The organism is Sphaerisporangium krabiense (genome assembly GCF_014200435.1).
GTDB lineage: Bacteria > Actinomycetota > Actinomycetes > Streptosporangiales > Streptosporangiaceae > Sphaerisporangium > Sphaerisporangium krabiense.
In genome coordinates, this window is record NZ_JACHBR010000001.1 from 2243328 (window position 1) to 2260411 (window position 17084).

Genomic DNA, 17084 nt, shown 5'->3' on the forward strand with positions numbered 1-17084 from the left:
AAGAGCCCGGCGTTCAGCGGGAGGCGAGGCGTTCGAGGAGGAGGCCCTCGCGGGTGGACCAGGGGCAGATCTCGACGGTGGGGGTGGCGTAGGCGCGCATGAGGGCTTCGGCTATCAGGGCGCCGGCGAGGGATTGTTCGGCGCGGTGGGGGCTGATGCCGGGGAGGGTGCCGCGGGCGGGGACGGGCGTGCCGGACAGGAGGGCCAGGGAGGCGCGGACGCCGGGGAGGGTGAGGCGGCGGCGGGTGCCGTGTTCGCCGGGCTGGGCGGTGGCGAGGCGGGCCAGTTGGGAGAAGGTCTTGGAGCAGGCCAGCACGCGCAGCCCGGGGGCCGGGGCGGGCAGGTCGGGGAGGGCGCCGAGGCTCTTGCGGAGGTGACGCCGCACCTCGCGCAGCTGCCGGGGGGAGGAGGCGACGCCGCCGGGCAGCCACCGCCGGGTGACGGTCCTGGCGCCGAACGGCAGCGAGTGCACGACGTCGGGCTCCTCGCCGGTGCCGTACGCCAGCTCGACGGTGCCCCCGCCGATGTCCAGCACGAGGATCGGCCCGGAGGGGGGTTCGTATACCAGGCCGGACGGGGATCGGTATGCCGCGCCGGATGAAGGCTCGGACAACCGGTCCGGGGATTCGTACGCCGAGCCGGATGAGAGCACGGACAACCCGTCCGGGGATTGACATGCCGCGCCGGATGAGGGCTCGTACGTCGCGGGGGAGGCCGCGTGGGGTGGTGGAGCCGAGAGGGAGCGGGGTGGCCGGGGGGAGGTGCGGGTCCATTGGCGGGCGGCCACGTAGGCCAGGCGGGCCTCCTCCTGGCCTGGGAGGACGCGGAGGAGGGTGCCGGTGGCGCGGGCTACGCGGGCTATCACCTCCTCGCGGTTGGGGGCGTCGCGGATGACGGAGGTGGCGAAGGCGAACACGTCTCCGTCGCCGGGGCCCGCGCCGATGGCCTGGGCCACCGCTCGCTGGACGCTGCGCATGCCGCGCTCGCCGAGGCGGCCGTCCGGCTTCAGCATGGTGTGCAGGCCCAGCCGCACCTTGCGGGACGTCACCGTCTCCAGGGCGCCCTTCGTCCGGGGGCGCCGCACCACCGTCAGAAGGGCGCTGTGGCACCCGACGTCCAGAACCCCTGCCTGCCGCATCCCCACCGCCTCTCACGGGGCCCACTACCCGCGCAGTGGACCGGATTTCCCGTCGCGAGCCTGTTCTGGGGTGTGACCGCACGACGTTCAGGGGTGCCTCACCCCACCAGAATGGCCGGACTATAGCCTTTCATCACATTCGACCGATTGAAGCCGATTTTCACGGCTTTCGAACGCCTCGCCGCGGCACCGCTATGGTGTTGTCCTGGAATCTCATGCCCGGAATGCATGGAAATTCACGCACATGTCACGAATTGGACATAATTCCGTTCATTCACGGCTGCGGTCCCGGTCAGTGCGCGGGCGCGGAGTGGTCCTCGATCTCGTGCTCGGTCCCCGGGCCGCGGACGCGGAACGTGCCGGGCATGATCTCCCTCGATCGTGCCCTGACCTGGCCGGCGATCCGGACCGGCCACACGGTGTCGAGCGTCCACAGCACCCCGGCCAGCGCGTCCACCTCCTGCAGGTCCAGGTGCCGCAGGTCCAGGCCCGAGGCGTCGACGTCGACCGTCCCGAGGTCGTGGATGAGGTCGTCGATCAGGTCGCCGATGAGGTCGCTCGTCAGGTCGCAGGGGTAGGCCCTGGCGAGGTCGTCCTCCAGGCGGTAGGCGCCGGCGAGCACGCGCTTCCAGTCGCGGACCAGGCTGATCGTGCCGACGACGTCCCCGGCCTGGGCGAGCACGGCGGCGACGTCGTGGTCGATCCTGCGGATCCTGTCGGCGGCGCGGCCGAGGTCGACGGCCCAGTTGAGCGGGCTGTTGAGGTCGCGCACGCCGTCGAGCATCCCGGCCAGTTCGTGGACACGCCCGCGCACCTGGAAGCGGGCGAAGACGTCGGCGTACTGCCCCGCGCCGAGCCCGAGCGCGTCCAGGATGGTGAGGGTGCGGGCCAGCGCGCGGGCCCGCACGAGAACGAGGTTCACATCGCGGTCCATCGTCAGCGCGCGCACGAGGTCGCCGGCGCGGTCCACGACGGCGCCGGGGGCGCCCGCGAGGTCGAGCGCGCCGACCAGGTCGCGGGCGTGGCCGAGCATGCCGTCGCGCAGGTCGTCGTGCACGAGGTCGCGCACCGGATCCCGGGGCCTTTCGAGCTGGCGGTCGTACTCGCGGCCGCGGTCGAGGCCGCGGAGCAGGGCCAGGTCCTGCCGCAGGCTGTGGACCTTCGCCCGGATCGCGATGATCGAGGCGGCCGCGTCGCCGCCGGGACGGCCCGCGGCCCGGGGCGGCTGGTCCTGCGCGACGACCATGAGCCGGAGCAGTGCCTGATCGAACCCGGCCGACGCGCGCAGGCGCTGGTCGAGCTCGGACGCCGCCGCGTCCAGCAGGGCGTCCAAGGCGGCGTCCTCGTCGCCCGCGGGTAGGTCGTGGTCGGCGCTCATCGGTCCCTCCCCTTTGCCATGATGACGTCCGCCTCGCGCGCGAGGATCTTGCGGCCCTTCTTCAGCAGGTCGCGCGCCTGCTGGTCGGTGACGCCGAGCTCGGCGGCGATGTCCACCGGCCGGAACCCGTCGATGTGGAAGGCCATGGCGGTCCGCACGCCCTCCGGTAACCGGCGCAGGGCCTGCAGGACGTGCAGGGTCTGCGCGGTCAGCTCGCCGGGGTCCTGGCCGCTCCAGACGGTCTCGTCCGGGCCGCTCCGCAGGACGGTCGGCGGTTCGCGCCGCCGGTCGGGCGGCCGCCGGTAGGTGCGCAGCGCGATGGTGCGTATCCACGCGCGCGGGTCGCGCACGGCCTCCCACTGCTCGGGGCGGCGCTGGACGAGGAGCCACGCCTCGGCGAAGGCGGCCTGGGTGGCGTCCAGCGCCTGTTCCCTGTCGGCGCCGTTGACCATCACGAACCGCACGACCTTGTGGTACTCGTCCTCGAAGAGGGCGAGGAAGCCCGCCCGCATCGCGGCCAGCGTGGCGTCGGGCGGCCGGCCGGCGTCCCTCGGCGTCCAGTCGACGGAGGGCCGCACGGAGGAGTCGTCGGAGGTCATCGAGACGACCACCGGCGATCCGATCTCCGGGCCCGGCCGCCACCTGTCGCGGGATCCCTCACACCGGCTCCTCTCTCCCTGCACTCGTGTACGCGCTCTCTTAGAAGAGGCGGCAGCGAGCATGATCGGGAAAGGAAATCCGAGAATTTCCCGTACGTAGCGCGTGCGGTGGGTCTCGGCTTCGGTGCGTGACGATTACAAGTGGGGCATACCATCCGGTAGCGCCGGGCGTGTGCCGGACGGTGGCCTCGGGATGTCGGCGGATCGGCGCGCGCGGCCGCGGCCGCGACGGCGGGGGGCTGGGCGAGTGAAGCGCTGGGCGAGGGCGTCACTGCTGGTCGTCGCCATCTCGCTGTTCTCGGTGCTGTGCAGCGTCGCGGCGAACCAGGTCTTCGACGGCCGCGAGTGGAGCCGTCACTGGGGCGTGGTCGCGATGGCCTTCTCCCTGGCGGGCACCGCCCTCACCATGCTGGTCTTCCCCCGCTTCGACCCGGCGCGGCGCGGCGAGGAGGCGAGGGCTCCGGCGCACGTGAGGCTGGCCCGGCGGGTCCACCGGCAGGAGAAGGCGGCACGCGACGCGCTGCTCGGCCCCGTCGTCCCCGCCGCCGACGTCGCCTTCGACGCCCTCGACGGCGAACCGCCGGGAGGGCTCGCCGACGGCCTGGCGCGGCGCACGTGGCAGACGGCCGTGCGGCTGCTGTCCTGGCGGGAGACCACGGACGAGGAGGGCGACGGCGCGGCGGGAACGCTGGAGGACATCACCGGCTTCTACGACGGCCTGTCCGACGGCCGGCTCGTCATCGTGGGCGACAAGGGCTCGGGCAAGACGATTCTGGCGATCCACCTGGTGATGCGCCGGGCCAAGGCCATCATGGACGACCCGGACGCGAAGGATCCCGTGCCGGTGCGGCTGAGCGCCGCGTCCTGGACCACCGACCGGCCGTTATCGGACTGGCTCGCCGACCAGGTCAAGGCGTACGGCCTGTCCGCCGCGGACGCGACGCGGCTGGTCGAGGAGCGGCGGATCCTGCCCGTGCTGGACGGCCTGGACGAGATGGACCCCGAGCCGTCCGCGCAGGACGCCAGGACCGCGCCGCGCCGGGCGGCGGCCCTGCTGGCCGCGCTGAACACCTTCTACGCCGCCGAGGAGCACACGTACGCGCCCGTGGTCGTGACCACCCGGCCGGGCCGCCACGCCGACCTGGACCGGCACGAGGTGACGCTGGACCGTGCCCGCACGGTGGCCATCCGCCCGCTCACCGTCCAGCAGATCACCGGCTACCTCACCGAGCGGTACCGGGGCCGGCTGCCGAAGGCACGGCGCGCCTGGGAGCCCCTGCTGGCGGCCTTGGAGAAGGACGACGGCCTGAGGCGGCTGCTGGCCACGCCGTGGCGGATGATGCTGGCCGCCACCGCCATCGAGGCCGATCCCGCCGTCGCGGCCGGACTGCTCCGCGGCGGCGCCGGCCGCGCGGACGGCGCCACGCCGGAGCCCGCGCTGCTCGCCGCGTTCGTCCCCGCCGCGGTGCGCGCCGCGGGCGGACGCCACCGTCCCGAGCAGGTCGAACGCTGGCTGGCCCACCTCGCGCGCCACCTGGACTGGCAGGACGGGTACGCCGGCCGCCACCCGCCCGCCCCTGAGCCGCCTGAGCCGCGCCGCGCCGTCCCCATGGCGCCGTACGCGTTCGCCGGGGACATGAGCTTCATCGTGCCGGTCCCGTCCGAGAGCTCCGCGCCGGAGCCGGACCCGCGCCTGGCGCCCACCGAGATGTCGGCGGTGGACATCGTGCCGCACCTGCTGTGGCCGATGGGCGGCTCGCTCGCGCCGCGCCTGGTCCACGCGGGGCTGGCCGTCGCGGCCATGCTGGCGGCGGGCGCCACGGTGACAGGGCTGACGTCCTTCGGCGACGTCACGGCGTGGGTGTCCCACCTGGCGCACGGGCAGTGGATGCCCGCCGCCTGGCAGGCCGTCGGGCTCCTGCTGACCGGCTTCGCGGTCGCGGCCGTCGCGCCGGTCTTCGGCGTGTGGTGGAGGCCGCCGAGCGTGCGCACCCGGGCGAAGGTCTCCTTCCACGACCGCAGGCAGGGGATGGACGCGGGTCTCGGCCTCGGGCTCATGGGCGGGCTGATGTGCGCGCTGCCCATGGCGCTCACCACGGGGGCGGGCGGGATCGCGCGCAGCGACGGCCAGGCGGGCCTGTGGCTCCAGCCCGGGATCGGCACGGGGCTGAAGACGGCGCTGGCCGTGGTGGTGTCGATCATGCTGTTCAGCGGGGCCGCGGGGTGGTTCTTCGTGGGCCTGGACGACAGGCGGCGGGCGTGGGAGTCGTGGGCCGACCTGGACTCGCCGCAGCGCGCCATCCGCGACGACCTGCGGGCGGGGGTGGCGGCGGGGCTGGCGTTCGGCGTCGTGCTCGGCGGCATCGCGGGTGTGATCGGCGGGCCCGCCCTCGGGCTGCGGACCGGACTGTTCGTCGGGATCGCCATCGGGCTGATGGCAGGAGGCACGGCGGCCAGGTACGCGATCGCCGTCCCCTTGGCCGCGCTGCGCGGACGGCTGCCGTGGCGGGTGGCGTCGTTCTGCCGGTGGGCGTGCGCGGCGGGCCTGCTACGCACCGCGGGCACGGCGTACCAGTTCCGCCACCGCGAGCTGCAGAGCTGGCTGGCGCGGAACAGGTGACCGCCCGCGGCGCGGGCCGAAACCGGGGCTCCCAGGGCCGTGCGGCTGTGGGAATGTAGAGCCCGGGACGTCCGGCCGGACCGGTCCGGACGGCCGTCGGACGGCTCATGGGCGAGATTCTCACAAGGAGAACGCGATGACCGCTATCAAGGACGACTATCTTGCAACGGCCCGCGCGGCGGCGAACCTGCTGCGCGACCCCGCGGTGGCCGCCGCCTGGGAGAAGCCGAGCGCGTTGGCGGAGTTCCGCGTGAGCGGGCTCGCCGGCCACCTGGCCTACCAGATCCTGATCATCTCCCGGATCCTGGACTCCCCTGTCCCGCAGGAGCCGACCATCTCCCTTCTGGACCACTACGGCCGCGCGGAGTGGGTCGGCAAGCCCGTTGACGACGACTTCAACGTCCGCATCCGGGAGGGCGCCGAGCAGGTCGCCGCCGACGGGCCGGAGGCGCTGGCGGCGCTCGTGGACGCCACCGTGGCGGAGCTGTCGGACGGGCTGCCGCGCGCGGAGAACCGGCCGGTCCGCGTCCCGCTGTGGGGGCCGTGGTCGCTGCTGCTGGACGACCTGCTGGTCACGCGCATGATGGAGCTGGCCGTCCACTCCGACGACCTGGCCGTCAGCGTGGGCGTGCCCACCCCGCCGATCCCGCAGACCGCCGTGGACACGGTGGTGGACCTGCTGTCGCGCCTGGCCGTGCGCCGCCACGGCCCGACGAACGTGCTGCGCGCCTTCAGCCGCGCCGAGCGCGCCCCCGCCACCATCGCCGCGTTCTGAGCCGTCCAGGGACCACCGAGGAAGGGGACACATCATGGATCATGCGGAGCTTCGCGGACGTTTCGCCACGCTGACCACGGCTCACCTCGCGGACGCGTGCATCCGCGCCGAGGTTCCGGTGCGCTGCGCCCCCGCGCCGGTGCGCCCGGTGCTGCCCGGGACGCGGCTGGCGGGACGGGTGGCGCCCGCGCGGCACGCCGGCAGCGTGGACGTCTTCCTGGAGGCGTTCCATGAGGCCGCGCCCGGGGACGTGCTGGTCGTCGACAACGGCGGGCGCGTGGACGAGGCGTGCGTCGGCGACCTGGTCGTGCTGGAGGCGCGGGCGGCCGGGCTGGACGGCATCGTGATCTGGGGCCTGCACCGCGACACGGCCGACATCCTGGCGATCGGCCTGCCGGTCTTCAGCATCGGCGCGACCTCGACGGGGCCGCTGAAGCTCGACGCGCGGCCGGAGGACGCGCTGGAGTCGGCGACCGTCGGCGAGTGGACGGTGGGCCGCGCGGACGTGGCGCTCGGCGACGACGACGGCGTGCTGTTCGTCCCCGCGGACCGGGTCGGCGAGTTGCTCACGCTCGCGGAGGGGATCCGCGACACCGAGCGCCGTCAGGCCGAGCGGATCCGCGCCGGCTCCTCGCTGCGCGAGCAGGTGCGTTTCGATCTCTTCCTGGAACGGCGCAGGGAGAACCCGGCCCTGACCTTCCGCGAGCACCTGCGTGCCGTGGGCGGGGCCATCGAGGAGTGACGGACGGCGGGGCGGTCCCGTACGGGGCCGCCCCGCCGTTTGGAGGCCGTGACCGGAATCGAACCGGCGTACACCGCTTTGCAGGCGGTTCCCTGAGCCACTCGGGCACACGGCCATGCTGGAAATCCTGCGCGAGACCTGAAATCGCAGGAATGCAGGAAAGCGTTTCCGGCGTAGTAATTCAGACCATTTCATGGACCGAATGAAAAAGGGGACACCTGGCGCCACGCCGCGCGGATAGACCGCCCGTGAGCACCGAAGGGTGAAGTGAGCTGGGAAGACGCGCGACTAGGCGCGACAACAACAGGACGAGAGGCTCGCGCCATGGGCGGCGTGCGGCTTCATGACCGCCGTCCTCGTACCCATCATCTGGCTCCTGCCGTCTCATCCGGGGAGCGGGGCCGCGAACTCAGGCCCGGCCGCTCCATGCGAAATCAATACTAGGCACGGATATCAACGCAGTCAATCTCGACCACGAATTGACCCTTATCCCGATTGATTTCCTCCCGCCGCGCGCCGGCCCCGCCGCCCCGCCCGGCACACCGGCGACGGCCCGCGCCACGCCCTCGGATCCACCGCGGCCTCCGAGGAGCCGAGGGCCCGCCCGGCCGCGGCATCCGACCACGATGTGAGGTCTTGTGACAAATCAGGGGTAAAGCTACGATCAAAACAACTCTTAGGAAACTTTCCTAAAAGAAAGTTGAGCGTCGTCGAGGGGACCAGGCGCGATGAGGCCTCTTCCGATCGCGGCGCCCACCTCGACCCACCTCCCGCTCATGCTCGCCACGGCGGGACACGGGCACGTGCGGGCGCGACACGCGAAGGAGACCGCGATGTCAACCGTGAACCGTCGGCGCAGACCGCCCCAGCAGCCAATGGCCGGTATCGAGGCCGCCCTCGTCGCCCTGCTGCGCAGGCGCGCCCCCGACCTGATGCGATGGGCCCTCGGCCTGGTGTTCCTCTGGTTCGGCGCGCTGAAGGTCGCGAACGCCACCCCCGTGGGCGCCCTGGTCGCCGACACGCTGTCCTTCGTCCCCATCCCGGCGTCGATCCTGGTGCCCGCGCTCGGCGCCTTCGAGATCGCCGTCGGCGTCCTGTTGATTCTCAACAGGTGGCTGCGCCCGGTCCTGATCGCGCTCTTATGCCACCTGGCCGGGACGTTCCTCGTCCTGGTGGTCCGCCCCGACACCGCGTTCAAGGGCGGCAACATCCTCATGCTCACCATGGAGGGGGAGTTCGTCGTCAAGAACGTGGTCCTGATCGCCGCCACCCTCCTCGTGGCCGCCACCCTCCCCTCCCGGACCGGCGCCGGCGACCCCATCGAGCCCTGACCTCCGCCTTCCCATCGGACCCGCCGCCGCGCGGCATCGCGCACGTCGTCCCGCGCGGCGGCCTGACGATCACAGGTCGTGGCCGAGGAGCCGGCGGACCCGGCCGGCGACGAGGTCCGGCCGTTCGGCCTGGAGCAGGTGCCCCGAGTCGACCTCCTCGTGGCGCCCGTCGGGCAGGCTCTCGGCGTAGCGGCGCTGGTGCTCGCGAATGGCGGCGTGCTGACGCTCCCGTCCCCGGGCGGCGCGGGTCACCGACAGCACGATCGCCGGGCATTTCGGGAGCGCGGGCGGCTGGGCGCGGAACCGCGGGACGGCGGCGGCGACCGCCCGGATCTCCTCGCGGGTCTGCGCGATCCCGGCGGGGGTGAAGTCCTCGGCGAGCATGGTCCGGTAGGTGCCGGCGGAGAACAGGCGCCGGACGTTGCCGCTGAACAGCCGGGCCAGGGGCGGGAAACGGCTGAGCGTCTGCGTCACGGCCAGCATGCGGTCGATCTTCTTGGTGGTCTCGTCCCAGGTGTCGTACACCGGTGCGGTCTCCGGCAGGGCGTCGGCCAGCAGCAATCCCCGCAGCCGGGGCCCCAGGCGCTCCGCGGCGCGGCGGGCCACCAGCCCGCCCATGCTGTGCGCGACGAGCACGAAGTCGCCCGGGACGACGGCCTGCGCCCCGCTGCGAAGGCGAGGAGCCACGCCACGCGCGTCCGATGCCGTTGATCAGGGGAGATGGCCGTTAGCCTGCGGTCATGAGGGTGGCCGGGGCGCGGGTGCTGATCACGGGGGGATCGTCCGGGGTCGGCGCGGCGGTCGCGCAGGCGATGGCCGGGGCCGGGGCCAAGGTGGTGGTCGCCGGGCGGGATCGGGGGCGGCTGGAGGCCGTGGCCGCGCGGACCGGGGGGCTGGCCGTCGTCTCCGACGTCACGGCGGACGGCGAGCTGCTCGCCGGGTGTGCCGGGAATGTGGACGTGCTCGTCAACAACGCCGGGGCGGGATGGGCGGGGGCCTTGGTGGAGATGCCGCCGGATCGGGTGGACGAGCTGGTGGCGGTCAACCTGGCGGCGCCCATCCATCTGACGCGGCTCCTGCTGCCCCGGATGGTCGAGGCCGGGCGGGGACACGTCGTCTTCATCGCGTCGATCGCGGGCGCGGTCGGGGTCGGGCGCGAGGCGGTGTACTCGGCGGCGAAGGCCGGGCTCCTGGTGTTCGCGGAGGCGCTGCGGCAGGAGCTGCGCGCGGTGCCGGGCGTCGGGGTGTCGGTGATCGTTCCCGGCGTGGTGGACACCCCGTTCTTCCTGCGGCGCGGCGCCCCCTACGACCGCCGGTGGCCGCCGCCGATCCCCCCGGAACGCGTGGCGCGCTGCGTCCTGAGGGCCGTCGAACGCGGGCGCGCCGAGTCGTACGTCCCCGCCTGGCTCAGGGTCCCGGCGCGGCTGCGGGGCTCCCTGCCCGGCCTGTACCGGGGGCTCGCCGGACGCCTCGGGTGACCAGGCGGCGGGTCCGGCCCACCAAGACCAGCACGAGGATCCGGCGGCGAGACCGGCAGGAAAGACCGGCCCGCCACGACGTGCCCGCCACGACCTGCCATTCAGCGGGCGTGGATGGCGCGGAGTGATTCCTTCAGGGAGCCGAGGGTGGCGAAGATGGCGGTGGGCTCGTAGCCGCAGTGGGCCATGCAGTTGGCGCAGCGCGGGTCGCGGCCCCGGCCGTAGGCGTCCCAGTCGGTCTCCTCCAGCAGCTCCCGGTACGTGCGGGCGTAGCCGTCCGACATCAGGTAGCACGGGCGCTGCCAGCCGAACAGCGAGTACGACGGTATGGCCCAGGCGGTGCAGGGGAAGTCGACCTTCCCTTCGAGGAAGTCCAGGAACAGCGGCGAGTGGTTGAAACGCCACCTGCGGCGGTTGCCGCCCGCGAACGCCTTCCTGAACAGGGCGCGGATCTCCGTCACGCCGAGGAAGTGCTCCTGGTCCGGGGCCTTCTCGTAGGCGTAGGCCGGGGAGATCATCATCTGGTCCACGGCCAGGTCGTCGTTGAGGTAGTTGAGCACGTCGATGACGGTCTGCGGGGAGTCGCCGCTGTAGAAGGTGGTGTTCGTCGTGACCCGGAAGCCGCGGCGCCGGCATTCGCGGACGGCGGCCACCGCCTCGTCGAAGACGCCCTGCTTGCACACCGACGCGTCGTGGCGCTCGCGCAGGCCGTCGATGTGGACGGTCCAGGCGAAGTACCGCGACGGCGTGAACTGGTCGATCTTCCTCGGGATCAGCACGGCGTTGGTGCACAGGTAGACGTACTTCTTGCGCTCGACGAGCCGGCGCACCATCTCCCCGATCTGGGGGTGCATGAGCGGTTCGCCGCCCGCGATGGAGACCATGGGCGCGCCGCTCTCCTCGACGGCCGCGACGGCCTGCTCGACGGGCATGCGCCGCTTCAGCACGTCGGCGGGATGCTGGATCTTGCCGCAGCCCGCGCACGCCAGGTTGCAGGCGAACAGCGGCTCCAGCTCGACCAGGAGCGGGAACTTGCCGCGCCGCCGCAACTTCTGACGAAGTATGTAGCCGCCGACGGCCAGGCTCTGGCGAAGTGGGATCGTCATGACAGCACCTCCCCGGGAGGCGGGATCCGGATGTCGTCCTCGGTCCTGCCGGGCCGAGGCCCCGTCTGTTCCACGGCGCGCGCCCAACGGGTGAGGGCGGGGCCGGCGAGGCGGAGCGCGCGGCGCGCGGTGAGGCCCGCGCGGAGGGTGGCGAGGCCGAGCAGCGGCGTCCCCGGGCCGTCCACGACGACGCGCACCGCGGCCACCGGGCGTCCCCCGGCCGCCTCGGTGAGGGGCCCGGACTCCATGTCCACGGCGAGGGCCACGTCCCGGCCGGGTGAGGAGGCCCCGCGGGGGCCGGGCACGGGGCCCGGGCGGCGGGTCGCGGCGAGGCGGCGGCGTTCGGTCTCGCGCACCACGTGGCCGATGGTCAGCAACGGCCCGACGCGGACGCGCAGCCCGGCCCGCGTGAGTTCCCCGGCCAGCAGGGACGCGGACGCGCAGGGGTGGGCGCGCGCGCCGAACCGCACCTCGTCGGCCACCACCACGTCCCCGGGCCGCAGCGCCGCGTCGAGCGCGCCGCCGAAACCGGCCACGGCCAGCGCGTCGTACGGCGGCAGCAGGCACCCGGCGCGTGCGGCGCGCCGCGGGCCCATGCCGGTCCTGATCACGCGCGCCTCCACGCCCGCCGGGGGCGCGGCGGCGAGACCGTGGCGCAGGGCCCTGGCTTCGAGGGCGAGCGCGGCACAGATCAGGAGACGGGTCATGGAGCGCCGTCCCCCTCACGGGCGGCCAGGACGCCGTCCCCCTCGCGCGCGGCGAGGTGGTCGTCCCCGCCGGCGGCGGCCAGGGCGCCGTCCCGTTCGCGGGCGGACAGGTAGCGGCCGAGCGCGGTGATCGGGAAGACGAGCCGGTAGAGGTGGTAGTTGATGTAGAAGTCGCCGGGGAACCCGGTTCCGGTGAAGTACGGCTCGTCCCAGGTGCCGTCCGGCCGCTGGGTCTCCACGAGCCACCGCACGCCCCGGTCCACGGCCTCGGAGCGGTCTCCCGCGGCGAGCAGGGCGAGCAGCGCCCAGGCGGTCTGCGACGCGGTGGAGGCGCCGCGCCCGATCCAGGCCGGGTCGTCGTAGGAGCGCAGGTCCTCCCCCCAGCCACCGTCCTCGTTCTGGTGGTCGCGCAGCCAGGCGACCGCGCGCCGCACGCAGGCGCTCTCCGGGCGCACACCGGCCGCGACCAGCGCCGGGACCACGGCGCCCGTGCCGTACACGTGGTTGGCGCCCCAGCGTCCGAACCAGGAGCCGTCCGCCTCCTGCGCCTTGAGCAGCCAGACGACCGCGCGCCGCATCAGCCGGGTCCGCGTGTACCCCTCGTGGGCGAGCGCCTCGACGACGTGCGCGGTGACGTCGGCGGACGGCGGGTCGATGACCGCGCCGAAGTCGCAGAACGGCAGCCGCCTGATGAGCTCGCGGGTGTTGTCGGCGTCGAAGGCCGCGAAGCCGCCGTCCCGGGACACCATGCCCGCCATCCACCGCACCCCGCGGTCGACGGCCTCGCGCCCGCCGGGACGCCGGGTGCGGCGCAGGGCGAGGACGACCTCGGCGGTGTCGTCGGTGTCGGGGTAGCCGTCGTTGTCGAACTCGAAGGCCCACCCGCCGGGTGGCAGTCCCGGCCGCCGCACGGCCCAGTCGCCCGGCCCTTTGACCTCTTCACCGATCAGCCAGTCCGCGGCCTGGACGATGACCGGGTCGTCGGCGGGGACGCCGGCGTCCAGCAGCGCGTTGACCGCGAGCGCGGTGTCCCAGACCGGGGACTGGCACGCCTCCAGCCTGCGCCCCTTGCCGTCCCTGATCGTGAACCGGTCCAGCCCCTGGATGCCCCTTCGCATGACGGGGTGGTCGACGTCGTATCCGGACAGGTTGAGCGCGATCAGCGAGTACACCCACGGCGGCTGGATGCCACCCCAGGAGCCGTCCGGCTCCTGCCGGGCCACGATCCACTCGGCGGCGCGCCGCAGCGCCGCCCGGCGCGCGCCCTTGAAAGGCGCCCGCTCGTACCGGCGCAGCACGTGGTCCAGCGCGGCGAACGCGGCGGCCCGGCCCGTGCGCGCCTTCCGCCGCACGGGCCGTCCGGCACGCAGCTCGTCCAGGCCGAACGGGAGGGGGCGCACGGGCCGGTGCGCGCGGACGATGGTGAGCGGGACGATGGTCTGCCGGGCCCAGCACCCCCAGTCGTACACGTTGAGCGGGAACCACGGCGGCAGGTACACGAGCTCCGGCGGCAGCGCGGGCAGGTCCTCCCACCGCCACAGCCCGAACAGGGCCAGCCAGACGCGGGTGAACACGCGGGTCGCCTCGATGCCGCCCGAGCGCAGGACGTAGGCGGCGGCGGCGCGCATGTGCGGGGCCTCGGGCGGGTCGCCCGCGAGGCGCAGCGCGGCGTACGCCTCGACCGTGGTGGACAGGTCGGGCGGGGCGCCGTGGAAGTTGGCCCAGGTGCCGTCGGCGCGCTGCTCGGCGCGGATCCACCGCGCCGCCTCCGCGGTGTCCTGCTCGCCGCGGATGCCGAGGAACTCCCGCAGCAGCAGGTCCTCGGCGTCCATGGTCACGTTGGTCTGCAACTCGCCCTTCCACCATCCCTGCGGCGAGCGCAGGCCGATCAGGTGGTCGCAGGCCGCGCCGAGGGCGAGCCCGGCGCTGGAAGCGGGCAGGTCGACGTCGACGGTGGTCATCAGCGGTCCCTGCCGGTGAGGAACAGGACGATGTCCAGGAAGTCGGCGCGGACGTCGGAGGGCATGCCCGCGTCGGCGAGGTGGCGTCCGGCGGCGTCGAGCCGGTGTTTGGCCTCGGTCTCGGCCCAGTCCCTGCCGCCCGCCTCCTCGACCAGGCGCGCCGCGGTCCGCAGGTCCTCCTCGGAGAGGGGGCCGGGCCGGGCGAACAGGCGGGCCAGGTGGGCGGCCGCCGGGGCGCCGCCGGTAAGGGCGGCGACGATGGGCAGGCTCTTCTTGCGGGCCCGCAGGTCCGACAGCACCGGCTTGCCGGTCGCCGCGGGGCTGCCCCAGATGCCGAGCAGGTCGTCGGCGAGCTGGAAGGCCAGGCCCGCCTCCGCGCCGAACGCGGCCAGCGCCGACACCAGCGGCGCCGGGCCCCCCACGGCGGTGGCGCCGACGGCGCAGGCGCACGCCAGCAGGTCGCCGGTCTTGCGCGCCGACATCTCCAGGCACTCCTCCAGGGACACGTCGTCGCGCCGCTCGAACGCCAGGTCCAGCCCCTGCCCGGCGATGAGACCGCGGGTGGCGCGGCCGAGCACGCGGGCCGCGCCCACGAAGCCCGGGGCGTCCTGTTCGACCAGCACCTCCCCGGCCAGCGCGAGCAGGGCGTCGCCCGCGAGGATCGCCTCGGCCTCGCCGAACACCGTCCACGCGGCGGGGCGGTGCCTGCGGGTGCGGTCGCCGTCCATGATGTCGTCGTGGAGCAGCGAGAACGCGTGCACGAGCTCCACCGCGGCCCCGGCCACGGCCCCCCGCGCGGCGTCGCCGCCCGCGGCCCTGGCCGACAGGACGGCGAGCGCGGGCCGCAGCGCCTTCCCGCCGTGGGAGGCCGCGCGCCCGGAGGCGTCCGCCCAGCCCAGGTGGTAGGCGGCGACCCGGGCCGTGATCGGGTCCAGCCGCGCGACCGCCTCCCGCAGCACCGGCTCGACCAGCCCGCGCGCGGCCTCCACCGCCGCCGGGACCACCGGGGTCACGAGGGGACCCACTGCCGTAGATGCCGCCTGACGAGGCGGGCCGCGTCGAGTCCGCTGCGCACGGCGCCCTCCATGGTGTCGGGCCAGCCCGTGTTCGTCCACGCGCCGGCGAGGTAGAGGCCGGGCCACCGGGTGGCGGCCCGCGGGCGGAGAGATCCGCTGCCAGGGCTCTGGCGGAAGGTGGCGCGGCGCTCGCGGGTGACGAAGAAGTCGACGAGCCGCGCGTCGCGCCGTGCGGGGAAGAGCTGTTCGAGGGCGGGGACGAACTCGGCCTGGAGCTTGGCGACCGGCGCGTCGATCCAGCGGGCGGCGGCGGAGACCGAGACGGCGAGGTACTGGCCGCGGGTCAGCCCGGCGGCGCGGGTCTTGTCGAAGATCCACTGCACCGGGGAGTCGACGACGGCGGCGAACGGCAGGTCGGTGATCCGCCGGTCGAAGACGGCGTGCACGTTGACGATGGGGCTGGCGCCGAGGCCGTGCCAGTCGTCCCGGTCGGGCGCGGCCTCGTGCGGGGTCAGCTTGGCGGCCTGCTCGTGCGGCGTGGCGACGATGACGGCGGACGCGGCGACCCTCTCGCCGCCCACGACGAGCGCGAGGCCGGGCTCGACGGCCGTGACCTTGGCCGACAGGCGCACCTCGCCGCCGCGCGCGGCGATGGCGGCCATGGCGCGCGTGCCGTGCAGCTCGCCGAGAGGGACGGCGGGCACGCCGATGTCGGCCGCGCCGGCCCGGCCGAGCAGGGCGGTCCTGAACACCTTGACCGCCGGGGCCAGCGACGCCTCCTCGCTCGGGACGTTCAGCGCCGCCACCGTGAACAGGTCCCAGAGCGCCTCCCGGGCGCGGGCGCGCTGGCCGTGGCCGGCGAGCCAGGCGCCGAGGGTGACCCTGTCCAGCGCCGGGTCGGACGGGTCCAGGCGGGTCAGCGCGACGGACGCGCGCAGGGCGCGCAGCCGGTCGGCCGGCCGCAGGATCCCGTACGCCGCGATCGCGGGGGCCAGGTGGAAGGGGCCGGGAAGCACGGCGCGGCGCAGCCGTCCCGCGCGCCCGGACGGGGTGAGGACGCGGACGTCGAAGCGGTCCTGCAGGTGGACGTCGCCGGGGGCGGCGATGCGGCCGAGCAGGCCCCGGTAGGCGGTGCAGCAGCGCAGGAACACGTGCTGGCCGTTGTCCACGGTGAGCCCGTCGCGCGGGAAGGAGTGGGTGGCGCCGCCCAGCCGGGGACGCGCCTCGTACAGCGTCACGGGAAGCCCCGCCTCGCCGAGGGCCACGGCGGCGGCGATGCCCGCCAGGCCGCCGCCGACGATCGCGACCGGCCTCATCGGCCGGCTCCGGCGAGCGCCCGCGCCGCCACCATCGCCTTCTCCCAGGCCGGCAGCGAGGACCTGCTCGCCACCGCCTGCGTGGGATGGGCCGCGATGCGTTCGAGCAGGGTGCGGTAGATGCCGGCCATGGCGGCGGTGCAGGCGGCGCTGCGCCGGTCGAGCAGGGGCAGCAGCCGCATGCCGCGGTGGTACCAGTCGCGGGCCCGGCCCGCCTCGAAGCGGATCAGCGCGGCCAGGCGGTGCGGCGGGTCGGTGAACGCGCCGGAGGAGTCCAGGGCGAGCGTGCAGCCGAAGCGTTCGAGGTCCTCGGCGGGCAGGTACACGCGCCCGGCCAGCCGGTCCTCGCGGACGTCCCGCAGGATGTTGGTGATCTGCAACGCCACGCCGAGCGCGTCCGCGAGCGGCGTGGCCGCCTCCTGGTCCTCGGCGCCGAAGACGCCGAGCGACAGCCGCCCGACGGACCCGGCGACGCACCGGCAGTAGGTGAGCAGGTCGTCGAAGCCCTCGTAGGTCGTGCCGCGCACGTCGGCGGCGCAGCCGTCGATCAGCTCCTCGAACGCCCGCAGCGGGATCGGGAAGCGCCGGGCCGCGTCCAGCAGCGCCACCAGCACCAGATCCTCCTGGCCGGGGTGTGCCGCCCGGATCGCGGCGCGCGCCTCGGACAGGCGGGCCAGGCGCTCGGCGGCGGGGCCGTCGGCGTCGCCGATGTCGTCGATGCGGCGGGCGAAGGCGTACACGGCGCTGAGCGCCCGGCGCTTGGGGGCGGGCAGCAGGCGGATGCCGTAGGAGAAGTTCCTGGCCTGCACGCGGACGATCCGCTCGCAGCGGCGGTACGCGAGGGCGACGCTCACCCC

Annotated in this window: 15 protein-coding genes and 1 tRNA gene; 5 read left to right on the top strand and 11 right to left on the bottom strand. The window is 74.4% G+C overall.

Going from position 1 to position 17084, the window contains the following annotated elements:
• Positions 1 to 13 precede the first annotated feature (13 nt).
• The 3 genes from BJ981_RS09675 to BJ981_RS09685 all read right to left on the bottom strand — a co-directional run bounded on the left by BJ981_RS09675 (position 14) and on the right by BJ981_RS09685 (position 3115).
• A complete protein-coding gene (locus BJ981_RS09675) occupies positions 14 to 1138 on the bottom strand; it encodes a Ppx/GppA phosphatase family protein (protein WP_204070653.1) in 1125 nt (374 codons plus the stop codon).
• Positions 1139 to 1430: 292 nt separating this feature from the next.
• Positions 1431 to 2516: a hypothetical protein gene (locus BJ981_RS09680; RefSeq protein ID WP_184610084.1), complete on the bottom strand. Its 1086-nt coding sequence runs from the start codon at positions 2514 to 2516 to the stop codon at positions 1431 to 1433.
• On the bottom strand, positions 2513 to 3115 hold the full coding sequence (locus tag BJ981_RS09685; RefSeq protein WP_184610086.1) for an RNA polymerase sigma factor: 603 nt from the start codon (positions 3113 to 3115) through the stop codon (positions 2513 to 2515). The genes BJ981_RS09680 and BJ981_RS09685 overlap by 4 nt, the downstream gene beginning before the upstream one ends.
• 307 nt (positions 3116 to 3422) lie before the next feature.
• On the opposite strand from BJ981_RS09685, the gene BJ981_RS09690 reads away from it, so the two are divergent.
• The 3 genes from BJ981_RS09690 (at position 3423) to BJ981_RS09700 (ending at position 7312) form a co-directional block, all read left to right on the top strand.
• Positions 3423 to 5795, top strand: coding sequence for an NACHT domain-containing protein (locus BJ981_RS09690; protein WP_184610088.1), 2373 nt, complete (start codon positions 3423 to 3425; stop codon positions 5793 to 5795).
• Between the two features lie 136 nt (positions 5796 to 5931).
• Positions 5932 to 6570: a maleylpyruvate isomerase N-terminal domain-containing protein gene (locus tag BJ981_RS09695; RefSeq protein WP_184610090.1), complete on the top strand. Its 639-nt coding sequence runs from the start codon at positions 5932 to 5934 to the stop codon at positions 6568 to 6570.
• 34 nt (positions 6571 to 6604) lie between these two features.
• Positions 6605 to 7312: an RraA family protein gene (locus BJ981_RS09700; protein ID WP_184610092.1), complete on the top strand. Its 708-nt coding sequence runs from the start codon at positions 6605 to 6607 to the stop codon at positions 7310 to 7312.
• A gap of 40 nt (positions 7313 to 7352) precedes the next feature.
• Here the strand turns inward: BJ981_RS09700 and BJ981_RS09705 are convergent.
• Positions 7353 to 7427: transfer RNA gene (locus BJ981_RS09705), tRNA-Cys, on the bottom strand.
• A 760-nt stretch (positions 7428 to 8187) separates the two neighbouring features.
• On the opposite strand from BJ981_RS09705, the gene BJ981_RS09710 reads away from it, so the two are divergent.
• On the top strand, positions 8188 to 8643 hold the full coding sequence (locus tag BJ981_RS09710) for a DoxX family membrane protein (RefSeq protein ID WP_184610094.1): 456 nt from the start codon (positions 8188 to 8190) through the stop codon (positions 8641 to 8643).
• 69 nt (positions 8644 to 8712) lie between these two features.
• On the opposite strand, the gene BJ981_RS09715 is transcribed toward BJ981_RS09710, so the two are convergent.
• Entirely contained in the window at positions 8713 to 9330 is a 618-nt protein-coding gene (locus BJ981_RS09715; protein WP_184610096.1) for an alpha/beta fold hydrolase, read from the bottom strand.
• 53 nt (positions 9331 to 9383) lie between these two features.
• Here BJ981_RS09715 and BJ981_RS09720 point away from each other — a divergent pair, with 53 nt between their 5' ends.
• Entirely contained in the window at positions 9384 to 10121 is a 738-nt protein-coding gene (locus tag BJ981_RS09720) for an SDR family NAD(P)-dependent oxidoreductase (protein WP_184610098.1), read from the top strand.
• 101 nt (positions 10122 to 10222) lie between these two features.
• Here BJ981_RS09720 and hpnH read toward each other — a convergent pair whose 3' ends face one another.
• Genes hpnH through hpnD form a run of 6 tightly spaced genes read right to left on the bottom strand, consistent with a single transcriptional unit; the run spans position 10223 to position 17081 of the window.
• On the bottom strand, positions 10223 to 11227 hold the full coding sequence (gene hpnH, locus BJ981_RS09725) for an adenosyl-hopene transferase HpnH (RefSeq protein ID WP_184610100.1): 1005 nt from the start codon (positions 11225 to 11227) through the stop codon (positions 10223 to 10225).
• On the bottom strand, positions 11224 to 11934 hold the full coding sequence (locus BJ981_RS09730) for a phosphorylase family protein (RefSeq protein ID WP_184610102.1): 711 nt from the start codon (positions 11932 to 11934) through the stop codon (positions 11224 to 11226). The genes hpnH and BJ981_RS09730 overlap by 4 nt, the downstream gene beginning before the upstream one ends.
• On the bottom strand, positions 11931 to 13895 hold the full coding sequence (gene shc, locus BJ981_RS09735) for a squalene--hopene cyclase (RefSeq protein WP_184610104.1): 1965 nt from the start codon (positions 13893 to 13895) through the stop codon (positions 11931 to 11933). The genes BJ981_RS09730 and shc overlap by 4 nt, the downstream gene beginning before the upstream one ends.
• Positions 13895 to 14908, bottom strand: a complete 1014-nt coding sequence (locus BJ981_RS09740) for a polyprenyl synthetase family protein (RefSeq protein WP_184610106.1) — start codon at positions 14906 to 14908, stop codon at positions 13895 to 13897. The genes shc and BJ981_RS09740 overlap by 1 nt, the downstream gene beginning before the upstream one ends.
• Positions 14905 to 16227: a hydroxysqualene dehydroxylase HpnE gene (gene hpnE, locus BJ981_RS09745; protein WP_184610108.1), complete on the bottom strand. Its 1323-nt coding sequence runs from the start codon at positions 16225 to 16227 to the stop codon at positions 14905 to 14907. The genes BJ981_RS09740 and hpnE overlap by 4 nt, the downstream gene beginning before the upstream one ends.
• A complete protein-coding gene (gene hpnD, locus BJ981_RS37445; protein ID WP_204070651.1) occupies positions 16224 to 17081 on the bottom strand; it encodes a presqualene diphosphate synthase HpnD in 858 nt (285 codons plus the stop codon). Before hpnD ends, hpnE begins: the two co-directional genes overlap by 4 nt.
• Positions 17082 to 17084 lie beyond the last annotated feature (3 nt).